The 17,357-nt window shown below is 62.2% G+C and carries 17 protein-coding genes; 6 read left to right on the forward strand and 11 right to left on the reverse strand.

Going from position 1 to position 17,357, the window contains the following annotated elements; all coding sequences use genetic code 11:
* Nucleotides 1–369: 369 nt before the first annotated feature.
* The 10 genes from PXK07_RS17145 to PXK07_RS17190 all read right to left on the reverse strand — a co-directional run bounded on the left by PXK07_RS17145 (nucleotide 370) and on the right by PXK07_RS17190 (nucleotide 9,698).
* Nucleotides 370–720: a RidA family protein gene (locus PXK07_RS17145; RefSeq protein WP_274849569.1), complete on the reverse strand. Its 351-nt coding sequence runs from the start codon at nucleotides 718–720 to the stop codon at nucleotides 370–372.
* A 45-nt stretch (nucleotides 721–765) separates the two neighbouring features.
* Nucleotides 766–1,866, reverse strand: coding sequence for an NAD(P)/FAD-dependent oxidoreductase (locus PXK07_RS17150; RefSeq protein ID WP_274849570.1), 1,101 nt, complete (start codon nucleotides 1,864–1,866; stop codon nucleotides 766–768).
* On the reverse strand, nucleotides 1,863–2,888 hold the full coding sequence (locus PXK07_RS17155; RefSeq protein ID WP_274849571.1) for a histone deacetylase family protein: 1,026 nt from the start codon (nucleotides 2,886–2,888) through the stop codon (nucleotides 1,863–1,865). The genes PXK07_RS17150 and PXK07_RS17155 overlap by 4 nt, the downstream gene beginning before the upstream one ends.
* Entirely contained in the window at nucleotides 2,885–3,376 is a 492-nt protein-coding gene (locus tag PXK07_RS17160) for a GNAT family N-acetyltransferase (protein WP_274849572.1), read from the reverse strand. Before PXK07_RS17160 ends, PXK07_RS17155 begins: the two co-directional genes overlap by 4 nt.
* Nucleotides 3,376–4,302 (reverse strand): 3-keto-5-aminohexanoate cleavage protein, encoded by a 927-nt coding sequence (locus PXK07_RS17165; RefSeq protein ID WP_274849573.1) that lies wholly within the window; start codon nucleotides 4,300–4,302, stop codon nucleotides 3,376–3,378. The genes PXK07_RS17160 and PXK07_RS17165 overlap by 1 nt, the downstream gene beginning before the upstream one ends.
* 3 nt (nucleotides 4,303–4,305) lie before the next feature.
* Entirely contained in the window at nucleotides 4,306–5,643 is a 1,338-nt protein-coding gene (locus tag PXK07_RS17170) for an aminotransferase family protein (protein ID WP_274849574.1), read from the reverse strand.
* 40 nt (nucleotides 5,644–5,683) lie between these two features.
* The gene (locus PXK07_RS17175; protein WP_274849575.1) at nucleotides 5,684–6,763 is read right to left on the reverse strand and encodes an ABC transporter ATP-binding protein; all 1,080 of its coding nucleotides are present in this window, start codon (nucleotides 6,761–6,763) and stop codon (nucleotides 5,684–5,686) included.
* A 65-nt stretch (nucleotides 6,764–6,828) separates the two neighbouring features.
* Nucleotides 6,829–7,983 (reverse strand): extracellular solute-binding protein, encoded by a 1,155-nt coding sequence (locus tag PXK07_RS17180; RefSeq protein WP_274849576.1) that lies wholly within the window; start codon nucleotides 7,981–7,983, stop codon nucleotides 6,829–6,831.
* A 45-nt stretch (nucleotides 7,984–8,028) separates the two neighbouring features.
* Nucleotides 8,029–8,814 (reverse strand): ABC transporter permease, encoded by a 786-nt coding sequence (locus tag PXK07_RS17185; protein WP_342455890.1) that lies wholly within the window; start codon nucleotides 8,812–8,814, stop codon nucleotides 8,029–8,031.
* A gap of 17 nt (nucleotides 8,815–8,831) precedes the next feature.
* Nucleotides 8,832–9,698, reverse strand: a complete 867-nt coding sequence (locus tag PXK07_RS17190; protein WP_274849578.1) for an ABC transporter permease — start codon at nucleotides 9,696–9,698, stop codon at nucleotides 8,832–8,834.
* A 113-nt stretch (nucleotides 9,699–9,811) separates the two neighbouring features.
* On the opposite strand from PXK07_RS17190, the gene PXK07_RS17195 reads away from it, so the two are divergent.
* Nucleotides 9,812–10,774 (forward strand): LysR family transcriptional regulator, encoded by a 963-nt coding sequence (locus PXK07_RS17195; RefSeq protein WP_274849579.1) that lies wholly within the window; start codon nucleotides 9,812–9,814, stop codon nucleotides 10,772–10,774.
* A 41-nt stretch (nucleotides 10,775–10,815) separates the two neighbouring features.
* Here PXK07_RS17195 and PXK07_RS17200 read toward each other — a convergent pair whose 3' ends face one another.
* On the reverse strand, nucleotides 10,816–11,688 hold the full coding sequence (locus PXK07_RS17200) for a MurR/RpiR family transcriptional regulator (protein WP_274849580.1): 873 nt from the start codon (nucleotides 11,686–11,688) through the stop codon (nucleotides 10,816–10,818).
* Nucleotides 11,689–11,840: 152 nt separating this feature from the next.
* On the opposite strand from PXK07_RS17200, the gene PXK07_RS17205 reads away from it, so the two are divergent.
* From PXK07_RS17205 to PXK07_RS17225, 5 genes are all read left to right on the forward strand, one after another.
* On the forward strand, nucleotides 11,841–12,626 hold the full coding sequence (locus tag PXK07_RS17205; RefSeq protein WP_274849581.1) for an N-formylglutamate amidohydrolase: 786 nt from the start codon (nucleotides 11,841–11,843) through the stop codon (nucleotides 12,624–12,626).
* Nucleotides 12,619–13,215 carry a TRAP transporter small permease subunit gene (locus tag PXK07_RS17210; protein ID WP_274849582.1) on the forward strand — a complete coding sequence of 199 codons (597 nt, stop codon included), beginning with the start codon at nucleotides 12,619–12,621 and terminating at the stop codon, nucleotides 13,213–13,215. The genes PXK07_RS17205 and PXK07_RS17210 overlap by 8 nt, the downstream gene beginning before the upstream one ends.
* Nucleotides 13,215–14,717, forward strand: coding sequence for a TRAP transporter large permease (locus PXK07_RS17215; RefSeq protein ID WP_274849583.1), 1,503 nt, complete (start codon nucleotides 13,215–13,217; stop codon nucleotides 14,715–14,717). The genes PXK07_RS17210 and PXK07_RS17215 overlap by 1 nt, the downstream gene beginning before the upstream one ends.
* Before the next feature lie 48 nt (nucleotides 14,718–14,765).
* A complete protein-coding gene (locus tag PXK07_RS17220) occupies nucleotides 14,766–15,800 on the forward strand; it encodes a TRAP transporter substrate-binding protein (RefSeq protein ID WP_274849584.1) in 1,035 nt (344 codons plus the stop codon).
* 136 nt (nucleotides 15,801–15,936) lie between these two features.
* Nucleotides 15,937–17,289 (forward strand): glutamine synthetase family protein, encoded by a 1,353-nt coding sequence (locus tag PXK07_RS17225; protein ID WP_274849585.1) that lies wholly within the window; start codon nucleotides 15,937–15,939, stop codon nucleotides 17,287–17,289.
* Nucleotides 17,290–17,357 lie beyond the last annotated feature (68 nt).

A 17,357-nucleotide genomic window follows, 5' to 3' on the forward strand; every position in this document is an offset into this window, starting at 1 on the left:
TCCTCTCAGTAGCGCCTCAGCGCCGCCGGTGAAGGGGGTTCTAGTCCCAACACAAACCACCCGCAACCCAAAAAACAGAGAAATTCAGAAAAACTACATTAGTCAATAAATACAAATACTTAAACAAGCCCGACGAACGCCTGCAGCGGACAGCCGCACCGAAGACAGTGGGAATCGGAGCCTTCAAAGACACGACTCGGATGAATCCCCGCGAGTCACATGTCGGCCCGAAGAATCTCCCTCCCGATCCGCAGTCCTGTCCCTGCCAGAAAGCGAGCTTCCGTCGCCGTGCGAGGTGCCCGGAGAACGACAAAGCCCGGCGATACCGCCGGGCTTTACCTATCTGCTGCAAGGCCAAACGACCTTTTCTCAGGCCTTGGCTGCCGTCACGATGAACTCGACCAGATATTCCGGTGTGGCCAGCTTTGCTTCGCCGCAGGCGCGCGCCGGCGTATGACCTTCGGGAACCCAGGCATCCCAGACCGCGTTCATTTCGGCAAAGTCCTTCATGTCGGCCAGCCAGATCACCGTTTGCAGGATCCGGGTCTTGTCGCTGCCTGCCTCGGCCAGGAGGCTATCGATCTGCTCCAGGCAATCCTTAGTCTGCTGGGCAACGCTGGCGCCCGCGGTGCCGACCTGGCCGGCCAGATAGATGGTATCGCCGTGGATGACGATCTGGCTCATGCGGGGGCCGGTGTGTTTGCGAATGATGTCACTCATGATCTTGTCTTCCTGTCTGTTGGAGTATTCCGGGTCCGAAACCGTTCAACCCGCGAAACGCTGCGGACTGACGGCACGGGTTATGGTTTCACCGATAGCGGGCGCAACGCCCCGGCACAATGCAGCTGTCAATGCAGCAAGCGCCGGAGCGGTCTGCACCCCGTAGCCCCCCTGCCCGGCCAGCCAGAAGAACCCTTCGGCCAGTGGATCAAAGCCCACGACCGGGCTGCGATCCGGGGCAAAGCTGCGCAGGCCGGCCCAAGAGGACTCGACCCGCGTCACCGGCACGGTCACCGCCTGTTCAAAACGGTAAAGCCCCTCGGCCAGTACCATGTCATCGACCCAGGCATCATGTGGGTCTACCGGGTCTTCGTCGGCGGGGGAGACCATCAGCTTGCCCGCTTCCGGTTTGGCGTACCAGTCTTCGGCTGCCGAGGCGAACAGCGGCCAGCGCGTCGGGTCATAGCCATCGGGTGCAGGCAGGATCGCGGCAGAGCGGCGCAGGGGAGAGATGGCGATTGGCATGGCCCCGGCCATTCTGCCCACGTCAGAGGCCCAGGCGCCCGCCGCGTTGATCACGATAGGCGCGTTAAAGCTGTCTGTGCCAACCGTCACATGCCACGCGCCTCCCATGCGGGTCAGCGTATCGATCCGTGCCTTCGTCACGATTTGGCCGCCACGGCGTTTGAGTGCGCTGGCATAGCCCGCCAGCATGCGGTCCACATCAATATCCTGCGCGTCCCATTCGATCACGGCAGCGGCGATGCGCTCGGGGCGCAGGATCGGCACCAGTTCCACCGCCTGCTGTGCCGTCAGTTGCTCCAGCCCCGTGGCGCCCGTGGCGTAGTCTTCGAGGGCGGGCAGTTCGCTTTCATCGGCCACCAGCATTTCGCCGCGCGGCGACAGGAGTGATCGGTCGGTGATCCCCTCGGGCGCCTCCAGAACCAGGGCCGAGGCCGCATTCAGCGCCCGCAGCGTTTCGTTGCCGTAGTTGCGGATGAAGATCGCCGCCGAGCGCCCCGTGGCGTGATAGCCGATCTGCGGCTCTGCCTCGAGCACCAGCACCGACATATCGCGCGCCAGTTCGGCAGCGGCGGAAATTCCGGCAATGCCGCCGCCGATGACAATGGCATCAAAGGTCGTCACGCGCCCTCCTGAAACCCGGTCAGGGTTCGGGTCAGGTTTTCACCAAGCGAGTCGGACAGGTAGCCGCCCTCCTGCACAAAGAGCACCGGCAGACCGGTGGCTGCAATGGCCGCGCCGATGCGGGCGAACCCGTCCTTGGTCACCGCCAGCCCTTCGAAGGGGTCATCGATCGAGGCATCGAGCCCCAGCGCCACCACCAGCACATCGGTGCCAAAGCTCTTGATGCGTTGCAGAGCGGTGTCCAGCGTCTTCAGGTAGTCATCATCGCCGGTGCCGCGTTGCAGCGGCAGGTTCAGGTTGTAGCCAAGACCGCGCCCCTCACCGCGTTCCTGCGCGTGCCCCCAGAAGAACGGGTAGAACCGTGCGGGGTCCGCGTGGATCGAGACGGTCAGCACATCGTCGCGATCATAGAAGATGCCTTGGGTGCCATTGCCGTGGTGCACGTCTACATCCAGGATCGCCGGACGCAGACCGGCAGCGCGCAGACGCTCCGCCGCGATGCCGGAGTTGTTCAGGAAGCAGAAGCCTCCCGCCAGATCGCCAAAGGCATGGTGCCCCGGCGGGCGCGACAGGACATAGGCGGCGCGCTCCCCGTCCCGGATCAGATCGGCGCCGGTCACGGCGGATTGCGCCGACCAATAGGCCGCCTCCCAGGTGCCTTCCGCGATCGGGCAGGCGGTATCCGCCTGGTGGAACCCCGCCTGGCCCACGGCGGATTTCGGATAGCCATCGGTGCGGCGCGCGGGGTGGATGTTGGGGATCACCTCCTCGCCCGCGCCGGGGATGCGCTGCCAGCGGGTGTAGATGGTCTCAAGAAAGGTCAGATACTCCGCCGAGTGCAGCGCCGCGATCGGGCCAAGGCCCGCATCCTGCGGCGCCTGAAAGCTGCAGCCCGCGGCCAGGGCGCCCGCGTGCAGCACTTCGATCCGCTTGGGCTGTTCGGGGTTGGGCAGCATGGCGCCATTGGCCATGAAGTGCTTGGGGTCGTGTTTCCACTGACGCTCGTCGAATATGGCTTTCATCGCTCTCCTCTCAGGGCCGCGCATCCGGCCTCCTCCAGTATCATTTCCGTCTGTGACTGGGCGGGGGTGAACCCCAGCCGTTCGTAAAACCTGCGCGCATCGGGGCTGTCCTCATAGACATTCAACTTCAGGAACCGCGCGTGCCATCTGTCCTGCGCGATCTCCAGCACTGCGCCCAACAACCGCTGTCCCAGTTTCTGCCCGCGCATCTCGGCCGCCACCCACAGGTCCGCCACATAGACACCGGCCGCGCCGCGCACGGTGGAAAACACCGGCGAGAACAGGCTGACCCCGACCGTGCGCGCCGCCGCAGGCGGGCCGAGTTCGGCCAGGATCGCGGCAAAGGCGGGATCGGCGCCAAACCCTGCGCGCAGCAAGTCGCCTTCCTGCGCCACGTGGCGGTCGCCAAGATCGATAGACAGCTGGGACAGAGCCTTGTGCAACGCCGGAACATCCTCGGCCGTTGCACCACGAAACCGAATCTCCATCAGATCGCCGTCCGGTCCGCGCCCTTCAGAGCCAGCATCGCCCGCGCCTCATCGGGGCTTGCGACCTCGCGGCCCAGATCCTCGACAATGCGGCGGATCTTGGCCACCTGTTCGGCATTGGTCTTGGCCAGCTGCCCGCGCGAGATCATCAGGCTGTCCTCCAGCCCGACGCGCACGTGGCCGCCCATGGCCGCGCCCATGGTGATCAGCGGCATCTGGTGCCGACCCGCCGCCAGTACCGAGAACATGTAGCTGTCGCCAAACAGCTTGTCCGCGATCAGTTTCATATGGGTGAGATTCTCCGGATCCGGCCCGATCCCGCCCAGAACGCCAAAGACGAACTGGATGAACAAGGGCGCCTGCACCAGGCCACGGTCCACAAAATGCTTCAGCATATAAAGGTGGCTGACGTCATAGCATTCGAACTCGAACCGCGCGCCGCGCTCCTGTCCGATCTCGGTCAGGATCCGCGCCATGTCGCGCGGGGTGTTCTTGAACACCAGATCATCCGAATTTTCCAGAAACGGCTTTTCCCAACCGTGTTTCCACTCGGTGATCCGCTCGGCCGCCGGATAAAGCGCGAAGTTCATCGTGCCCATGTTGAGACTGCACATCTCCGGTTCGGCCATCTTGGGGGCGGCCAGCCGGTCCTCCAGCGTCATCACCGCGCTGCCCCCGGTCGAGATATTCAGAACCGCATCGCTCGCCTGCTTGATGCGCGGCAAAAACGCCTTGAAGTGATCACTGCTGGCCGAGGGCTGGCCGGTTTCGGGATCGCGCGCGTGCAAATGCAGGATCGCCGCCCCCGCTTCGGCGGCGCCCAGCGCATGCTCGGTGATCTCATCCGCCGTCACCGGCAGATAGGGCGACATTGACGGCGTATGGATCGAGCCGGTGATGGCGCAGGTGATCAGGATCTTGGACATATATTAGTCGGCTTTCACTGCGGGGTGGATTTCATCGGAGAACTGCACCAGCGAGGCATCAAGCCCCTCGATGATCTCATCCAGATGGGTGTCATTCAGGATCAGCGGCGGGCAGACCAGGATATGATCGCCCTCCACCCCGTCGCGGGTGCGGCGCGAATAAACGATCAGCCCCTTGTCGTAGGCAATATCCACGAAGCGCTGATAAGCGTTCAGCCCCTTGGGCAAAGGCGCCTTGGTGGTACGGTCCGACATGAACTCGAAGGCCGTCAGCAGCCCCTTGCCGCGCACATCGCCGATGATCTCGTGTTTCTGCATCAGCCCATGCAGCCGCGCGATCAGCTTCTCACCCATCTGAGCCGCGTTCTGGCATAGGCCCTGCGCCTCGATCTCTTCCACCACGGCCAGGCCCGCAGCGCAGGCCAACGGATTGCCGGCATAGGTAAAGCCATGGGCAAAACCGCCCGCATCCAGCACCGGATCGACCAGGCGTTCGTCAACGATCATCGCCCCCAGCGGCACATACCCTGAGCCGATGCCCTTGGACATCACCACGATATCGGGGCGTGTGCCCCAATGTTCGCAGCCAAGGAAGCTGCCCGTGCGCCCGGCGCCGGTCATCACCTCGTCCATGATCAACAAGACGCCATATTGGTCACAGATTTCGCGGATCCGTTCCATATATCCCAGGGGCGGAACCAGCGCGCCGGTAGAGGCGCCACCGACGGGTTCCAGGATAAAGGCCAGGACGCTTTCAGGCCCTTCGGCGAGGATCTTCGCCTCCAGCATATTGGCGTAATGCTCACCCGTGGCGGGATCATTCGGATCAAGCCCATCGAGATAGGCACGCGGCGCGGGCACCTTGGGCATCTCCTGCATCATCGGTGCGAAAGGCGCCGACAGGGTCGTGTAGCCAGTGACCGCAAGCGCGCCCAAGGTGCAGCCATGATAGGAGGGGCTGCGCGAAATCACCTTCCAGCGGCTGTCCTGCCCGGTGGCCAGCGCATATTGGCGAGCCATCTTCATGCCGCTTTCCACCGCTTCGGACCCACCGGAAACAAAGAAGACCTTGTTCAGGCCCTCGGGCATCAGCCCGGCCAAACGCGCCGCCAGCTGTTCCGAGGCTTCTGTTTCGAAATGCAGCCGGTAGCCAAAGGTGGATTTCTCCATCTGCCGCTGCATCGCCGCCAGCACGTTTTCGTTGGAATGGCCGATATTGCAAACCATCGCCCCGGAGGAGCCGTCAAGGTAGCGCTTGCCGTCCTTGTCCCACATGTAGACGCCGCGCGCCTGCTCCAGCACCGGTTTGCGGCCGCGGCCCTGATAGAAGAGATTGCTCATGCTGTGATCCCGATCGCGATCTTATCTTATGTGTTGGTATTCAAGCGCTTGCCAGCGCCGCGCAGTCCTGCGGGCGGAAAGCGGCGGTGACACTCTGCCCTTCGGCAAAGGGGCGGCCATCGATCATGTTGATCGCCTGTAGCTGCCTGTCGCCCACGCGCAGGAAGTAGCGCACGGTCTGGCCCTGGTAATCGACGGTTTCGACCACGGCTTCTGCGGTGACCATGCCCGAGGTGTCGCTGCCCGGTGCCATCAGCACCAGCTTTTCGGCGCGCAGCACCAGTTTTGCCGAAGCCCCCGCAGTGACGGCGGGCGCCTTGTCCGCGGGCACCGGAACGCTGCCAAACAGCGGCACATCCAGCAGGGCAGCGTCGGCGTCCTTGGTGACACAGGCGCCGGCAAGGATGTTCGACGCCCCCAGGAAGTTCGCCACGAATTCGCTGGCGGGGGTGTTATAGACCTCTTCGGGGGTGCCGACCTGCTCGATGCGACCGGCGCTCATCACCACGATCTTGTCCGACATCGCCAGCGCCTCGGACTGGTCATGGGTTACAAAAACGGTGGTGACCCCGATCTTGGACTGGATGCGCTTCAACTCGACCCGCATGTCCTCGCGCAGGTTGGCATCCAGCGCCGACAGGGGTTCATCAAGCAACAGCACCTCCGGTTCGATCACGATGGCGCGGGCAAGCGCGATGCGCTGCTGCTGGCCACCCGACAGCTCCTTGGGGTAGCGGTGCCCCACGTCCGGCAGCTGCACCAGGTCAAGCGCCTCTTGTACCCGCCGGGCCACGTCGGATTTCGGGACATTGCGGTATTTCAGGCCAAAGGCGATGTTCTCGGCCACGGTCTTGTGGGGGAACAGCGCGTAGTTCTGGAACACGATGCCAAGGTTGCGCTTGTGGATCGGCACATCGTTGACGCGCTTACCGCCGATCAGGATCTCGCCCTCGCTTGGGTCCAGCAGACCCGCGATCATCCGCAGGTTGGTGGTCTTGCCGCAGCCCGACGGCCCCAGCAGCGTGACAAAGGCGCCCTCGGGGATCTCAAGGTTGGCCTTGTGCACCGCCGTGAAGGTGCCAAAGCGTTTGACGATATTGTTCAGGGTAACGGAACTCACGGGAGCGCTCTCCGGATGGGTGTTCAAAGGTGCCCCCTCCCCGGCCGGGGAGAGGGCGGGAGGGATCAGTAGCCCTTCTGGACGCGGCCAAAGGTCTTGGACCAGGCGGCCTCGTGACCGTTCCAGAAGTCGGGATCGGCAAAGGTCAGGCCCGACAGGGTGCCGGTGGGATCAAAGGCCGGCAGGGTCGGGATCTTGTCGCCGAGATCGACCTTGGTCGGATCCAGCGCGGTCGGGTAGTTCTGCCCTTCGGCCACCGCGATCGAGGTTTCCGGCGCCAGCATGAAGTTCAGCAGCTCTTCACAGGCCTCCATGGGCGAGCCTTTCATGACGAACAGGCATTCCTGCCAGCCAAAGCCGTTGGGCGGATCCATGTAGCCAATGTCATGGCCCTGCTCTTGCAGCGCGTAGATGCGGCCGGACCAGGCTTCGGTCGCGTAGATCTCTTCCTCGGCCAGCAGGCTCATCAGTTCGGCACCCGAACCCCAGTATTTCAGGCTCAGATCCCGGTGGGTGCGCACCGCATCCCAGGCTGCATCCTCGTCCGAGATCTCATTCGGGTTCTGGCCGGTCTGCAGGGCGGCGTACCACATGCGGGTGCGCCAGTCGCTCCAACCGGCGATCTTGCCCTTGTGGGCCTCGTCGATCAGGATCTTGGCGCCTTTTTCCTTCATCTCGTCATCCGAGATGTACTTGCGGTTATAGGCCAGACCCGTGGTGCCGTAGTCGTAAGGCACGCAGGATAGCTTGCCGCCAGACACGCCGCGGAACACATCGACCAGCTTGGGGATCACGTATTCCAGGTTGGGGATATTCGCCTCATTGAGCTCCGAGCTGAGGCCCAGCGCGTGGTAGCGGGCATAGTCGAAGACGCCGGACAGGTGGGCGATGTTGTATTCACCCGGCTGGCTCGCCTTGACGCGCGACAGGTATTCGTCACCGCCGCCAAAGGTGCCATCGACCACCTTGATGCCGGTCTTGCCGGTGTAGGGGTCAAAGGCGTGCTTGCGGAAGGCTTCGCTGACAACGCCGCCCCAGCCATCGAACCGCACCTGATCGGTGGTTGCCGCATGGGCGTATTTGGCAAACAGCGTGGAAACACCATAGGCAAGGCCCGCAGCGCCAATCAGCCCCAGGAAGCTGCGGCGATCCAGATCGCCATTCATATAGCGCTCGCGGGCGCGTTCATATCGGGTTGTATTATCTATCTTCTTGGTCATTTCAGTCTCCGTGTTGGTCTGTCTTTTTGTGAATTGAATGCGGTTCTACGTGCCGCTTTTGCGGGCCATGGCCCGGGCGATGGCCGCACCGAGGAGCGGCAGGCCAACGGTCATCACGATCATCACCGTGCCCAGCGCGTTGATCTCGGGGCTGATCGAGTTTCTCAGCATGGCGAAGATCTGCGTCGGCACGGTTTCCACCCCTCCGGGTTTCCAGAACAGGGTGCCGGTGATGTCGTCAAAGCTGATGGTGAAGGCGAACAATCCCCCCGCCAGAACGGCGGGCATCATCAGCGGCAGGGTGATCTGGAAGAAGGTCTGCACCGGCGAGGCGCCAAGGCTCATCGCGGCCTCTTCGACGTCGCGCTTGATCGACACAAGCCGCGCCTGCACCACCAGGATCACGAAAGGCAGCGTGAAGATCACATGCCCCGCCAAGAGCAGGCCAAAACTCTTGTTCACGCCGAGGAAGTTCAGGAACAACAAGAGCGCGACAGCCAGCACCACCTCGGGCACCAGGATCGGCGCGATCAGCAGCGTCGAGATCGCATTGGCCCCCGGCACCCGGTAGCGCACCAGGGCAAGGCTTGCCAGAACCCCCAGCGTGGTCGAGATCAGCGCGGTCAGCAGACCCAGAATGATCGAGGTGCGAAAGGCGCGCAGGATCGCCTCGTTGCCAGCCAGTTCGACGAACCAGCGGAAGGAAAAACCGGTCATCGGGAAATTGCCGAACTGGCTGGCATTGAAGCTCAAGAGCACCACGACGGCCACCGGCAGGAACATGAAGATATAGACGAGAACCGCCCAGCCACGGATCAGGGTCCAGCCCATGTTGAAACGACCCTCCATCAGCCCAGCCCCTTCATCAGCTGGGCCATGCCCAGATAGCGGTTGTAGATCATCACCAAGGCACCCAGCACCGCCAGAAGCATCAGTGACAGGGCCGATCCCAGGGGCCAGTTCAGCTGGGTGATGATGGCCTCAAAGACCAGGTTGGCGAACATCGCATCGCGCGGCCCGCCCAGAACCAGCGGGGTGATATAGGTCCCGGCGCCAAGCACGAAGCACAGAAGGCCACCTGCCGCCAGGCCGGGCAGCGACAGCGGCAGCGTCACCTGAAGAAAGGCCTGCCAGCGGGTCGCGCCCAGCGAATTGGCGGCATCTTCCAGGTTGGTATCGATGCCATCAAGGCTGACAAAGATATTGAGGATCATGAAGGGCAGCAGGAAATGCACCAGACCCAGGATCACCGTGACCTCATTATAAAGCATCTGGATCGGCTCAGTGATGATGCCCAGCGCCAGCAGCACAGAGTTGATGGCCCCTGAAACGCCAAGGATGTTGATCCAGCTCATCGTGCGGATGATGTAGCTGATCCAGAAGGGCAGCATCAGCAACAGGAGAAGCACCGCCTTGTTGCCCTGCGAGCGGGCAATGAAATAGGCCGACGGATAGCCCATCAAGGCGCAGGCGACGGTGGTGATCGCGGCAATGCGCAGGGTGCTGATCAGGATGTCCCGATAGAAGGGATCGCTCAGCGCCTCTTGCCAGTTATCAAGGTGAAAGCCTGCCACATCGGCGCCGGTCGCGGTGCGCAGCCAGAAACTATAGACCAGGATGAACAGCAGCGGGACGAACAGCAGCAGCGTCACCGCGCTCAAGGCTGGGAACAGCAGGATCCAAGGCTGACGCGCCTCTCGTTTTTCGACGGACATGGTCTTTCCCTGATGATGCCCGTGATGCCCGGGCTTGACGCGACCATGCAAAACCTGCCCAGTATAGATCAAATAGATAATCAAAATTGTGAATATAGATAGGATCTATGGCGATGAGCGACTCCCGCTTTGCCCCCGACCGCATCGCCCGCGAGCTGGACTGGAACCTCTTGCGCACCTTCGTGGTGCTGGCCGAAAGCCATTCGATCACCGAGGCGGCGCAGCAGTTGCGGCTGAAGCAGCCTTCGGTCTCGGCGGCATTGAAGAAGCTGGAAGAGCGGATCGGGCGCAAGCTCATTGACCGCTCGCCCGGCCACTATCAACTGACCGATGCCGGGCGGCTTCTTTATCGCGAAGCGCTTGATATCAATGGATCAATCCTGCGCCTCTCGACCCTGATGCGGGAGCTCACGGACGAGGTGCAGGGCCATGTCAAAATCGTTGTCGCCAGCCATGTGGCCTGCCCGCTGTTCGACGAGGTGCTGGCCGACTTTCACAGCCATCACCCCAAGGCGACCCTGTCGATCGACGTGCGCACCAGCGCGGCTGCCATCGCCGAGGTCGCCGCCAAACGCGCCTCATTCGCTGTATGCCTGGTGCGCGACCATAACCCCAAGCTGGAATACCGGCGCCTCTATCGCGAGTTTTTTGGGCTGTTCTGCGGGCCGCGCCACCCTCTGTTCGGACGCAAGGATCTGGAAGTTGCCGATCTTGCCGGCCACAGCTCGGTCAGTTTTGAGACCGACCGCCTGCATGATGTGCTGAAACCGGTCACCGTGATGCAGGCGCAGGCAGAGCTGGGTGACAAGGTCACGGGTCTCTCCAGCCACCTGGAAGAGGTGCACCGGATGATTCTCGCCGGGGTCGGCATTGGCCCCCTGCCCGTTCACGTGGCGGCGCGGGATGTGCGCGACGGCTTGTTGTGGCAGGTGCCACCCTACGACGACCTGCCCGGCATCGACGTGCATGTGGTCTGGAATCGCCATGCCGCCAAGAACCGCGCCGAAGAGCTGTTGATCGACGGGCTGCTGGACGCCATCGAGGCAACCCCGATCGAAGACCGCACCTATCGCTGAGCGGCGGTGGCGGGATGGGTGGCAGCCGGGATGGCGGGCGGTCAGGAAAACTTGCGAAACAGCCGGGTCATGTCAAAGAGTTCATCCAGCCGCTCATAGCGTTCGCGGGTTTCATCCCAGCCTTCCTCCTGGGTGGCGGCAATCATCGCCTCCAGCAGCATCATGGTCGAGATATTCGAATCCCAGGCCGAGGGGATCTCGACCCAGCAGTTGAAGGTATGCTGCGCGACCGAGGTGATCGGGCTGGCCCATTGATCGGTGATCAGGATGATCTTCACCCCCCGCTCCGCCGCCAGTTCCGCCAGACGCTGCAGGTTGGTTTCATAGCGGCGCACATCGAACATCAGCAATGTGTCGCCCGCCTCCATATCCAGCACGTAATGCGGCCAGGTGGCCGAGGACGACGTCATATGGGTCACCCGTTGGCGGATCGCCTGGAAATGGGTGAAGGCATAATCGGCCAGCGCCCGCGTGATGCGCCCTCCCACCACGAAAAGCCGCCCTTCGGTATTGGCCAGTTGCTGCACCGCCAGGTCGAACTGTTCGTAATCGAGGTTGGAAAAGGTCTGGCCCAGGTTATCCGTCACCGCCTGTGCAAATCGGTTCAGCAGATGCCCCTCCGGCGCCTCGGCGGCCCAGTTTTCCCGTCGCTTGGTGGGGCCGGAAACCTGCGCCTCCAGCTCTTTCAGCAGCGCCTGATGGAACTGTGGATAGCCCTTGAACCCCAGCTTCTGCACCATCCGTGCCACCGTCGGCGTCGAAACATCCGCATTCGCCGCCACGATGGTGATCGAGGCCAACCCTGCCGCCGGATAGTTTTCCAGCAGCGAATTGGCGAACTTGCGTTCGGACTGGGTCAAGGCGGAGTAATGTTCGCGGATCAGCTCGCGCACGCTGGGAGCGGGTTTGGACAAGAGCGATCACCTCCAGAACGGGTCGGTCAAAAAACGGGCAGTCGCGGCACCTTATACGCGATGACGCGGAGGCGCAGGTAAAACTTCGCTGGAAGGATATTGACAGAATTATCACTCCATGAAAACATTTTTCCAAACTTGGGGAGTGCAGCATGTCACCGAGCGATTCCAACGCTCAAGAAGAAGCCGTGGAAGTCTTCAACGCCGATGGCGCGGGAGAGGTCGTGATCCTGTGCGAACACGCCAGCCACCATATTCCTGAACGCTACCAGGGACTTGGCCTGGCCGAGACGGACCGCACCAGCCATGCAGCCTGGGATCCGGGCGCGCGGGCGGTATCGCTGGACCTGGCAAAGGCACTGGATGCGCCGATGGTCGCCAGCCGGATTTCGCGACTGGTTTACGACTGCAACCGCCCGCCAGAGGCCTCCTCTGCCATGCCGGAGCAATCCGAAGTGATCGCGATTCCGGGCAATGTCGGCCTGTCGCCTGACGCCCGAGAGGAACGCGTGCAATCGGTCTATACGCCCTTCTGCACCGCAGTGAGCCAGCTTCTGGCCGCGCGCAAGGCCGCCGGACGTGACACCCTGCTGGTCACCATGCACAGCTTTACCCCGGTCTATTTCGGCGCCCCGCGCGCCGTAGAGATCGGTATCCTGCACGACAGTGATAGCCGCCTCGCGGACGCCATGCTGGCCGAAGCCCAGCGCCTGCCCCACCGCAGGATCGCCCGCAACGATCCCTACGGCCCCGAAGATGGCGTCACCCATTCCCTGCAGCTGCACGGGATCAAACACGGTCTGGCCAATGTGATGATCGAGGTGCGCAACGATCTGCTGCGCAGCGCCGAAGACGAGGCGCGGATGGCCGAGGAACTCCTGACCCTGCTGCGCCCGGCCTTGGCGGCACTGCAGACCGAAAGGCAGGCTGATGCCTAGTTTCATGCTCCGCTATATCCGCATCATCGATGCGATGAACCGCTTCATTGGCCGCTTTGCCATGTACCTGATCTTTGCCCTGATCGGCGTGCTGCTGTGGTCTTCGGTATCCAAAACCTTCTTCAACCCCTCGCTCTGGACGCTGGAAACCGCGCAATTCGTGATGGTCGCCTATTACGTTCTGGGCGGACCCTATTCGATCCAGATGGGGTCGAACGTGCGGATGGACCTGTTCTACGGCGGCTGGAGCACACGGACCAAGGCCTGGGTCGATGGCTTCACCGTTCTGTTCCTGATGGTCTACCTCGGGATCCTGCTTTACGGCGCGGTCAGTTCCACCGCCTATAGCCTTGGCTATTTCGGGATGGAGCCCTTTGCCTTTTTCGGAGACCTGATCTGGACGTTGATCAGCGAAGGGTCCGCGGCGGCGGGTGAGAAGATCGGTTACCTTGAGCGCAGCTCTACCGCCTGGCGACCCTTCCTGTGGCCGGTGAAATTCATCCTCTGCTTCGGTGTCCTTCTGATGCTGCTGCAATGCCTTGCCGAATTGTTCCGGGATATCGGACGCCTGCGCGGAGTGGACCTCTGATGCCCTATGAAATGATCGCCCTCGTGATGTTTGCCGGCATGATGCTGATGCTGATGACCGGCCAGCGCGTCTTCGGCGCCATCGGATTTGTCGGCGCGGTTGCCGGGCTGCTGCTCTGGGGCACCGGCGGGGTGGAGATCCCGTTTTCGGCCGCGATGAAGCTGATGAAATGGTATCCGCTGCTGACCCTGCCAATGTTCATCTTCATGGGATACGTGCTGTCGGAATCGAAGATCGCCGACGACCTGTACCGGATGTTCCACGTCTGGATGGGGCCGGTGAAGGGCGGGCTGGCCATTGGCACCATCGGTTTGATGGTGCTGGTTTCCGCCATGAACGGTCTGTCCGTCGCAGGCATGGCCATCGGCGCCACCATCGCCCTGCCGGAACTTCTGCGCCGTGGCTATGACAAGATCCTGGTGACGGGCACCATCCAGGCGGGGTCCTCGCTTGGGATCCTGGTGCCGCCCTCGGTGGTGCTGGTGCTTTATGCGATGATCGCGCGCCAGCCGGTCGGGCAGCTGTGGCTGGCGGGTGTGATCCCCGGCCTACTGATGGCCACCATGTTCATCGTCTACATCTACATCCGTGCACGGATGCAGCCGGATCTTGGCCCCGCCATGACGCCCGAGGATCTGGCCGAATACGACCGCGTCAGCGACCATCCGCTACGCCTCAATCACATCGTTCTGGCCGCCCTGGTGGTGATCCCGCTGGTGGTGAAACTTGGCTTCGTGGCGCCGAAATCCGCGATCGGCCTGGCCCTGGGCGCCGCCGCACTGTCCTTCGTGACCCGCAAGATTCCGATGTTCTACACGGACCTGTTCCTGAAAGAGAAATACCGGCTCTTGTTCTCGGGCGTGCTGCCGCTGGCGATCTTTGCCGCGATGATGATCCCCTTCGTCAACGGCTGGACCTCGCTGGTGGAAAGCTCGGCCATTGGCGCGATGACCGCCTTTATCGCCGCCGTCCTGAAGGGCCGCATGAACAAGGAGGTCTTCGAGACCTCCGTGCGTTCAACCCTTGGCATCTCCTGCATGTTCATGTGGATCATCCTCGCCGCACTTGGCTTTGGCGCGATCTTTGACGGCCTTGGCGCCGTGAAGGCGATCGAGGATCTGTTCACCACGCAGCTGGGCCTTAGCCCTTGGATGATCCTGATCCTGATGCAGCTGAGCTTCATCGTGATGGGCACCTTCCTCGATGACACCGCGATGCTGGTGATCGTCGCGCCGCTTTACGTGCCTCTGGTCGGTGCGCTCGGGTTCGATCTGATCTGGTACGGGGTGCTTTACACCATCACCACCCAGATCGCCTATATGACGCCGCCCTTTGGCTACAACCTCTTCCTGATGCGCGCCATGGCGCCGCCCGAGATCAGGCTGAAGGACATCTACGTCTCCATCATCCCCTTCGTGGCGGTGATGGTGGTGGCGCTGACGCTTGTGATGCTGTTCCCGCAAATCGCCCTGTGGCTGCCGGAACTGGTCTACGGAAAATAATCAACAAGAGCCCCGGTCGGGGGCCCTATTTCAACAAGGAGAGAAGTGATGACAACAAGACGTAAGTTTCTGACCACCGCCGGTGTTGGCGCCATGGCCGCCCCGCTGGCCACCCCCGCGCTAGCTTCGGGTACCATCAAGTGGCGCATGCAGACCTATGCCGGTGCTGCGCTCGCCGAACATGTGGTGAAGCCCGCCATCGACATGTTCAACAAGATCGCAGGCGACCGCATGCAGATCGAACTGTTCTATGCCGACCAGCTGGTCCCCACCGGCGAATTGTTCCGCGCCATGCAGCGCGGCACCATCGACGCGGTGCAGTCCGATGACGACTCCATGGCGTCGCCGACCGAAGTCACCGTCTTTGGCGGCTACTTCCCCTTCGCCTCGCGCTACAGCCTCGACGTGCCGGTTCTGTTCAACCAGTACGGCCTGAACGAGATCTGGGACGAGGAATACTCCAAGGTCGGCGTCAAGCACATCTCGGCCGGCGCATGGGATCCCTGCCACTTTGCCACCAAGGACCCGATCAACAGCCTCGCGGACCTGAAAGGCAAGCGCGTCTTCACCTTCCCCACCGCCGGTCGCTTCCTGGCTCAGTTCGGCGTGGTGCCGGTCACCCTGCCCTGGGAAGACATCGAGGTCGCCGTGCAGACCGGCGAACTGGACGGTATCGCATGGTCCGGCATCACCGAAGACTACACCGTTGGCTGGGCCGATGTGACCAACTACTTCCTGACCAACAACATCTCGGGCGCGTGGGCGGGCAGCTTCTTTGCCAACCAAGGCCGCTGGAACGAGCTGCCGGAAGACCTGCAGACCCTGTTCCGCGTCTGCTGTGACCAGTCGCACTACTATCGTCAGTGGTGGTACTGGGGTGGCGAAGCCTCCCTGCGTGTCAACGGCACCAAGATGCAGCTGACCTCGATCCCCGATGCCGAATGGCAGCAGGTCGAAGACGCCGCCGTCAAGTTCTGGGACGAGATCGCAGCCGAAAGCCCGACCAAGGCCCGCGTTGTCGAGATCTTCAAGAAATATAACGCCGATATGACCAAGGCAGGCCGCCCCTACCGTTACGGCTGATCGGCCCCCATAGTAACATTGCATCCGGCCCTCGAATCGTCTTTGCGGGCCGGATGTCTGGAACCAAGATTTTGCCCGCAGGCGCCAACCCGACACCGGCTTGGCCCCGCGGGCCGCAACCTAAAAGGGCCCCCTCATGCTCTCCTTCGACACGCTCAAATCCCAGGTGGCCGACGGCACCGTCGACACCGTTCTTGTGTGCCTTGTGGACATGCAGGGACGGCTGATGGGCAAACGGTTTCACGCCAAGCATTTCGTGAACAGCGCCTGGGAAGAAACCCATTGCTGCAACTACCTTCTGGCCACCGATCTGGAGATGGCAACGCCCGATGGCTATGCCTCCACCAGCTGGGAAAACGGCTATGGCGACTACGTGATGAAGCCGGATCTGTCCACGCTGCGCCCGATGCCCTGGCTGGACGGCACCGTGATGGTCCTTTGCGATATCCTGGATCACCACACCCATAAGGAAATTCCCCATTCCCCTCGCGCGATCCTGAAGAAGCAGATCAAGCGCCTGGCCGAATTGGGCTATGACGCGATGATGGCGACCGAGCTGGAATTCTTCCTGTTCGAGAAAAGCTTTGGCGAGATCGCCAAGTCGGGCTTCCGGGATCTGACGCCGATTTCGGCCTATAACGAAGACTACCACATCCTGCAGACCACCAAGGAAGAACACGTGATGCGCCCGCTGCGCAATCACCTGTGGGATGCGGGCATTCCGGTCGAGAACACCAAGGGCGAGGCCGAAGCCGGCCAGGAAGAGCTGAACATCAAGTACGATCATGCTCTGAACACCGCCGATTACCACACCATCGCCAAACACGCGGTGAAGGAAATCGCCTGGCAGCAGGGCCATGCCGCGACCTTCCTGCCGAAATGGCACCAGGACAGGGTCGGCTCGTCTTCGCACGTGCACCAGTCGCTGTGGAAGGACGGCAAGCCCGCCTTCTATGACGAAAGCGATCCCCTGGGGATGAGCCAGCTGATGAAACACTACATGGCCGGAATGCTGAAATATGCGCCCGACTACATGTATTTCCTGGCCCCCTACATCAACAGCTACAAGCGCTTCATGAAGGGCACCTTTGCCCCCACCCGGATCATCTGGTCGGTGGACAACCGCACCGCGGGCTTCCGCCTTTGCGGTGATGGCACCAAGGCGGTGCGCGTCGAATGCCGCGTCGGCGGCTCGGACATCAACCCCTATCTGGCCATGGCCGCGCAGCTGGCCGCAGGCATTGCAGGCATCGAGGAACAGCTGGAGCTGGCCCCGGCCGCCAAGGGCGACGTCTACCAGGGTGACACCGGCATGCTGCCCGGCAACCTGCGCGACTCCCGCGAGACGCTGAAGGGATCCGAAATGCTGCGCAAAGCCTTCGGTGACGAGGTGGTGGACCACTATGTACGCGCCGCCGAGGTGGAGATCGAAGACTTCGAGCGCGTCGTGACCGACTACGAGATCGCACGCGGATTTGAACGGGCCTGATCTTGCCCGTTCCCGGAATGACTGACACGGGCGGACCAACATTCTGCCCGCAAACATAAGAGGATGGC

The sequence above is a fragment of the Phaeobacter sp. QD34_24 genome (assembly GCF_028890115.1).
GTDB lineage: Bacteria > Pseudomonadota > Alphaproteobacteria > Rhodobacterales > Rhodobacteraceae > Phycobacter.

Bases quoted from the DNA above. Each gene is read 5' to 3' on its own strand.
- PXK07_RS17145 (WP_274849569.1), bottom strand. From the start codon at position 720: ATGAGTGACATCATTCGCAAACACACCGGCCCCCGCATGAGCCAGATC.
- PXK07_RS17195 (WP_274849579.1), top strand. From the start codon at position 9,812: ATGAGCGACTCCCGCTTTGCCCCCGACCGCATCGCCCGCGAGCTGGAC.
- PXK07_RS17205 (WP_274849581.1), top strand. From the start codon at position 11,841: ATGTCACCGAGCGATTCCAACGCTCAAGAAGAAGCCGTGGAAGTCTTC.
- PXK07_RS17190 (WP_274849578.1), bottom strand. From the start codon at position 9,698: ATGTCCGTCGAAAAACGAGAGGCGCGTCAGCCTTGGATCCTGCTGTTC.
- PXK07_RS17170 (WP_274849574.1), bottom strand. From the start codon at position 5,643: ATGAGCAATCTCTTCTATCAGGGCCGCGGCCGCAAACCGGTGCTGGAG.
- PXK07_RS17180 (WP_274849576.1), bottom strand. From the start codon at position 7,983: ATGACCAAGAAGATAGATAATACAACCCGATATGAACGCGCCCGCGAG.
- PXK07_RS17155 (WP_274849571.1), bottom strand. From the start codon at position 2,888: ATGAAAGCCATATTCGACGAGCGTCAGTGGAAACACGACCCCAAGCAC.
- PXK07_RS17220 (WP_274849584.1), top strand. From the start codon at position 14,766: ATGACAACAAGACGTAAGTTTCTGACCACCGCCGGTGTTGGCGCCATG.
- PXK07_RS17185 (WP_342455890.1), bottom strand. From the start codon at position 8,814: ATGGGCTGGACCCTGATCCGTGGCTGGGCGGTTCTCGTCTATATCTTC.
- PXK07_RS17210 (WP_274849582.1), top strand. From the start codon at position 12,619: ATGCCTAGTTTCATGCTCCGCTATATCCGCATCATCGATGCGATGAAC.
- PXK07_RS17165 (WP_274849573.1), bottom strand. From the start codon at position 4,302: ATGTCCAAGATCCTGATCACCTGCGCCATCACCGGCTCGATCCATACG.
- PXK07_RS17225 (WP_274849585.1), top strand. From the start codon at position 15,937: ATGCTCTCCTTCGACACGCTCAAATCCCAGGTGGCCGACGGCACCGTC.
- PXK07_RS17160 (WP_274849572.1), bottom strand. From the start codon at position 3,376: ATGGAGATTCGGTTTCGTGGTGCAACGGCCGAGGATGTTCCGGCGTTG.
- PXK07_RS17215 (WP_274849583.1), top strand. From the start codon at position 13,215: ATGCCCTATGAAATGATCGCCCTCGTGATGTTTGCCGGCATGATGCTG.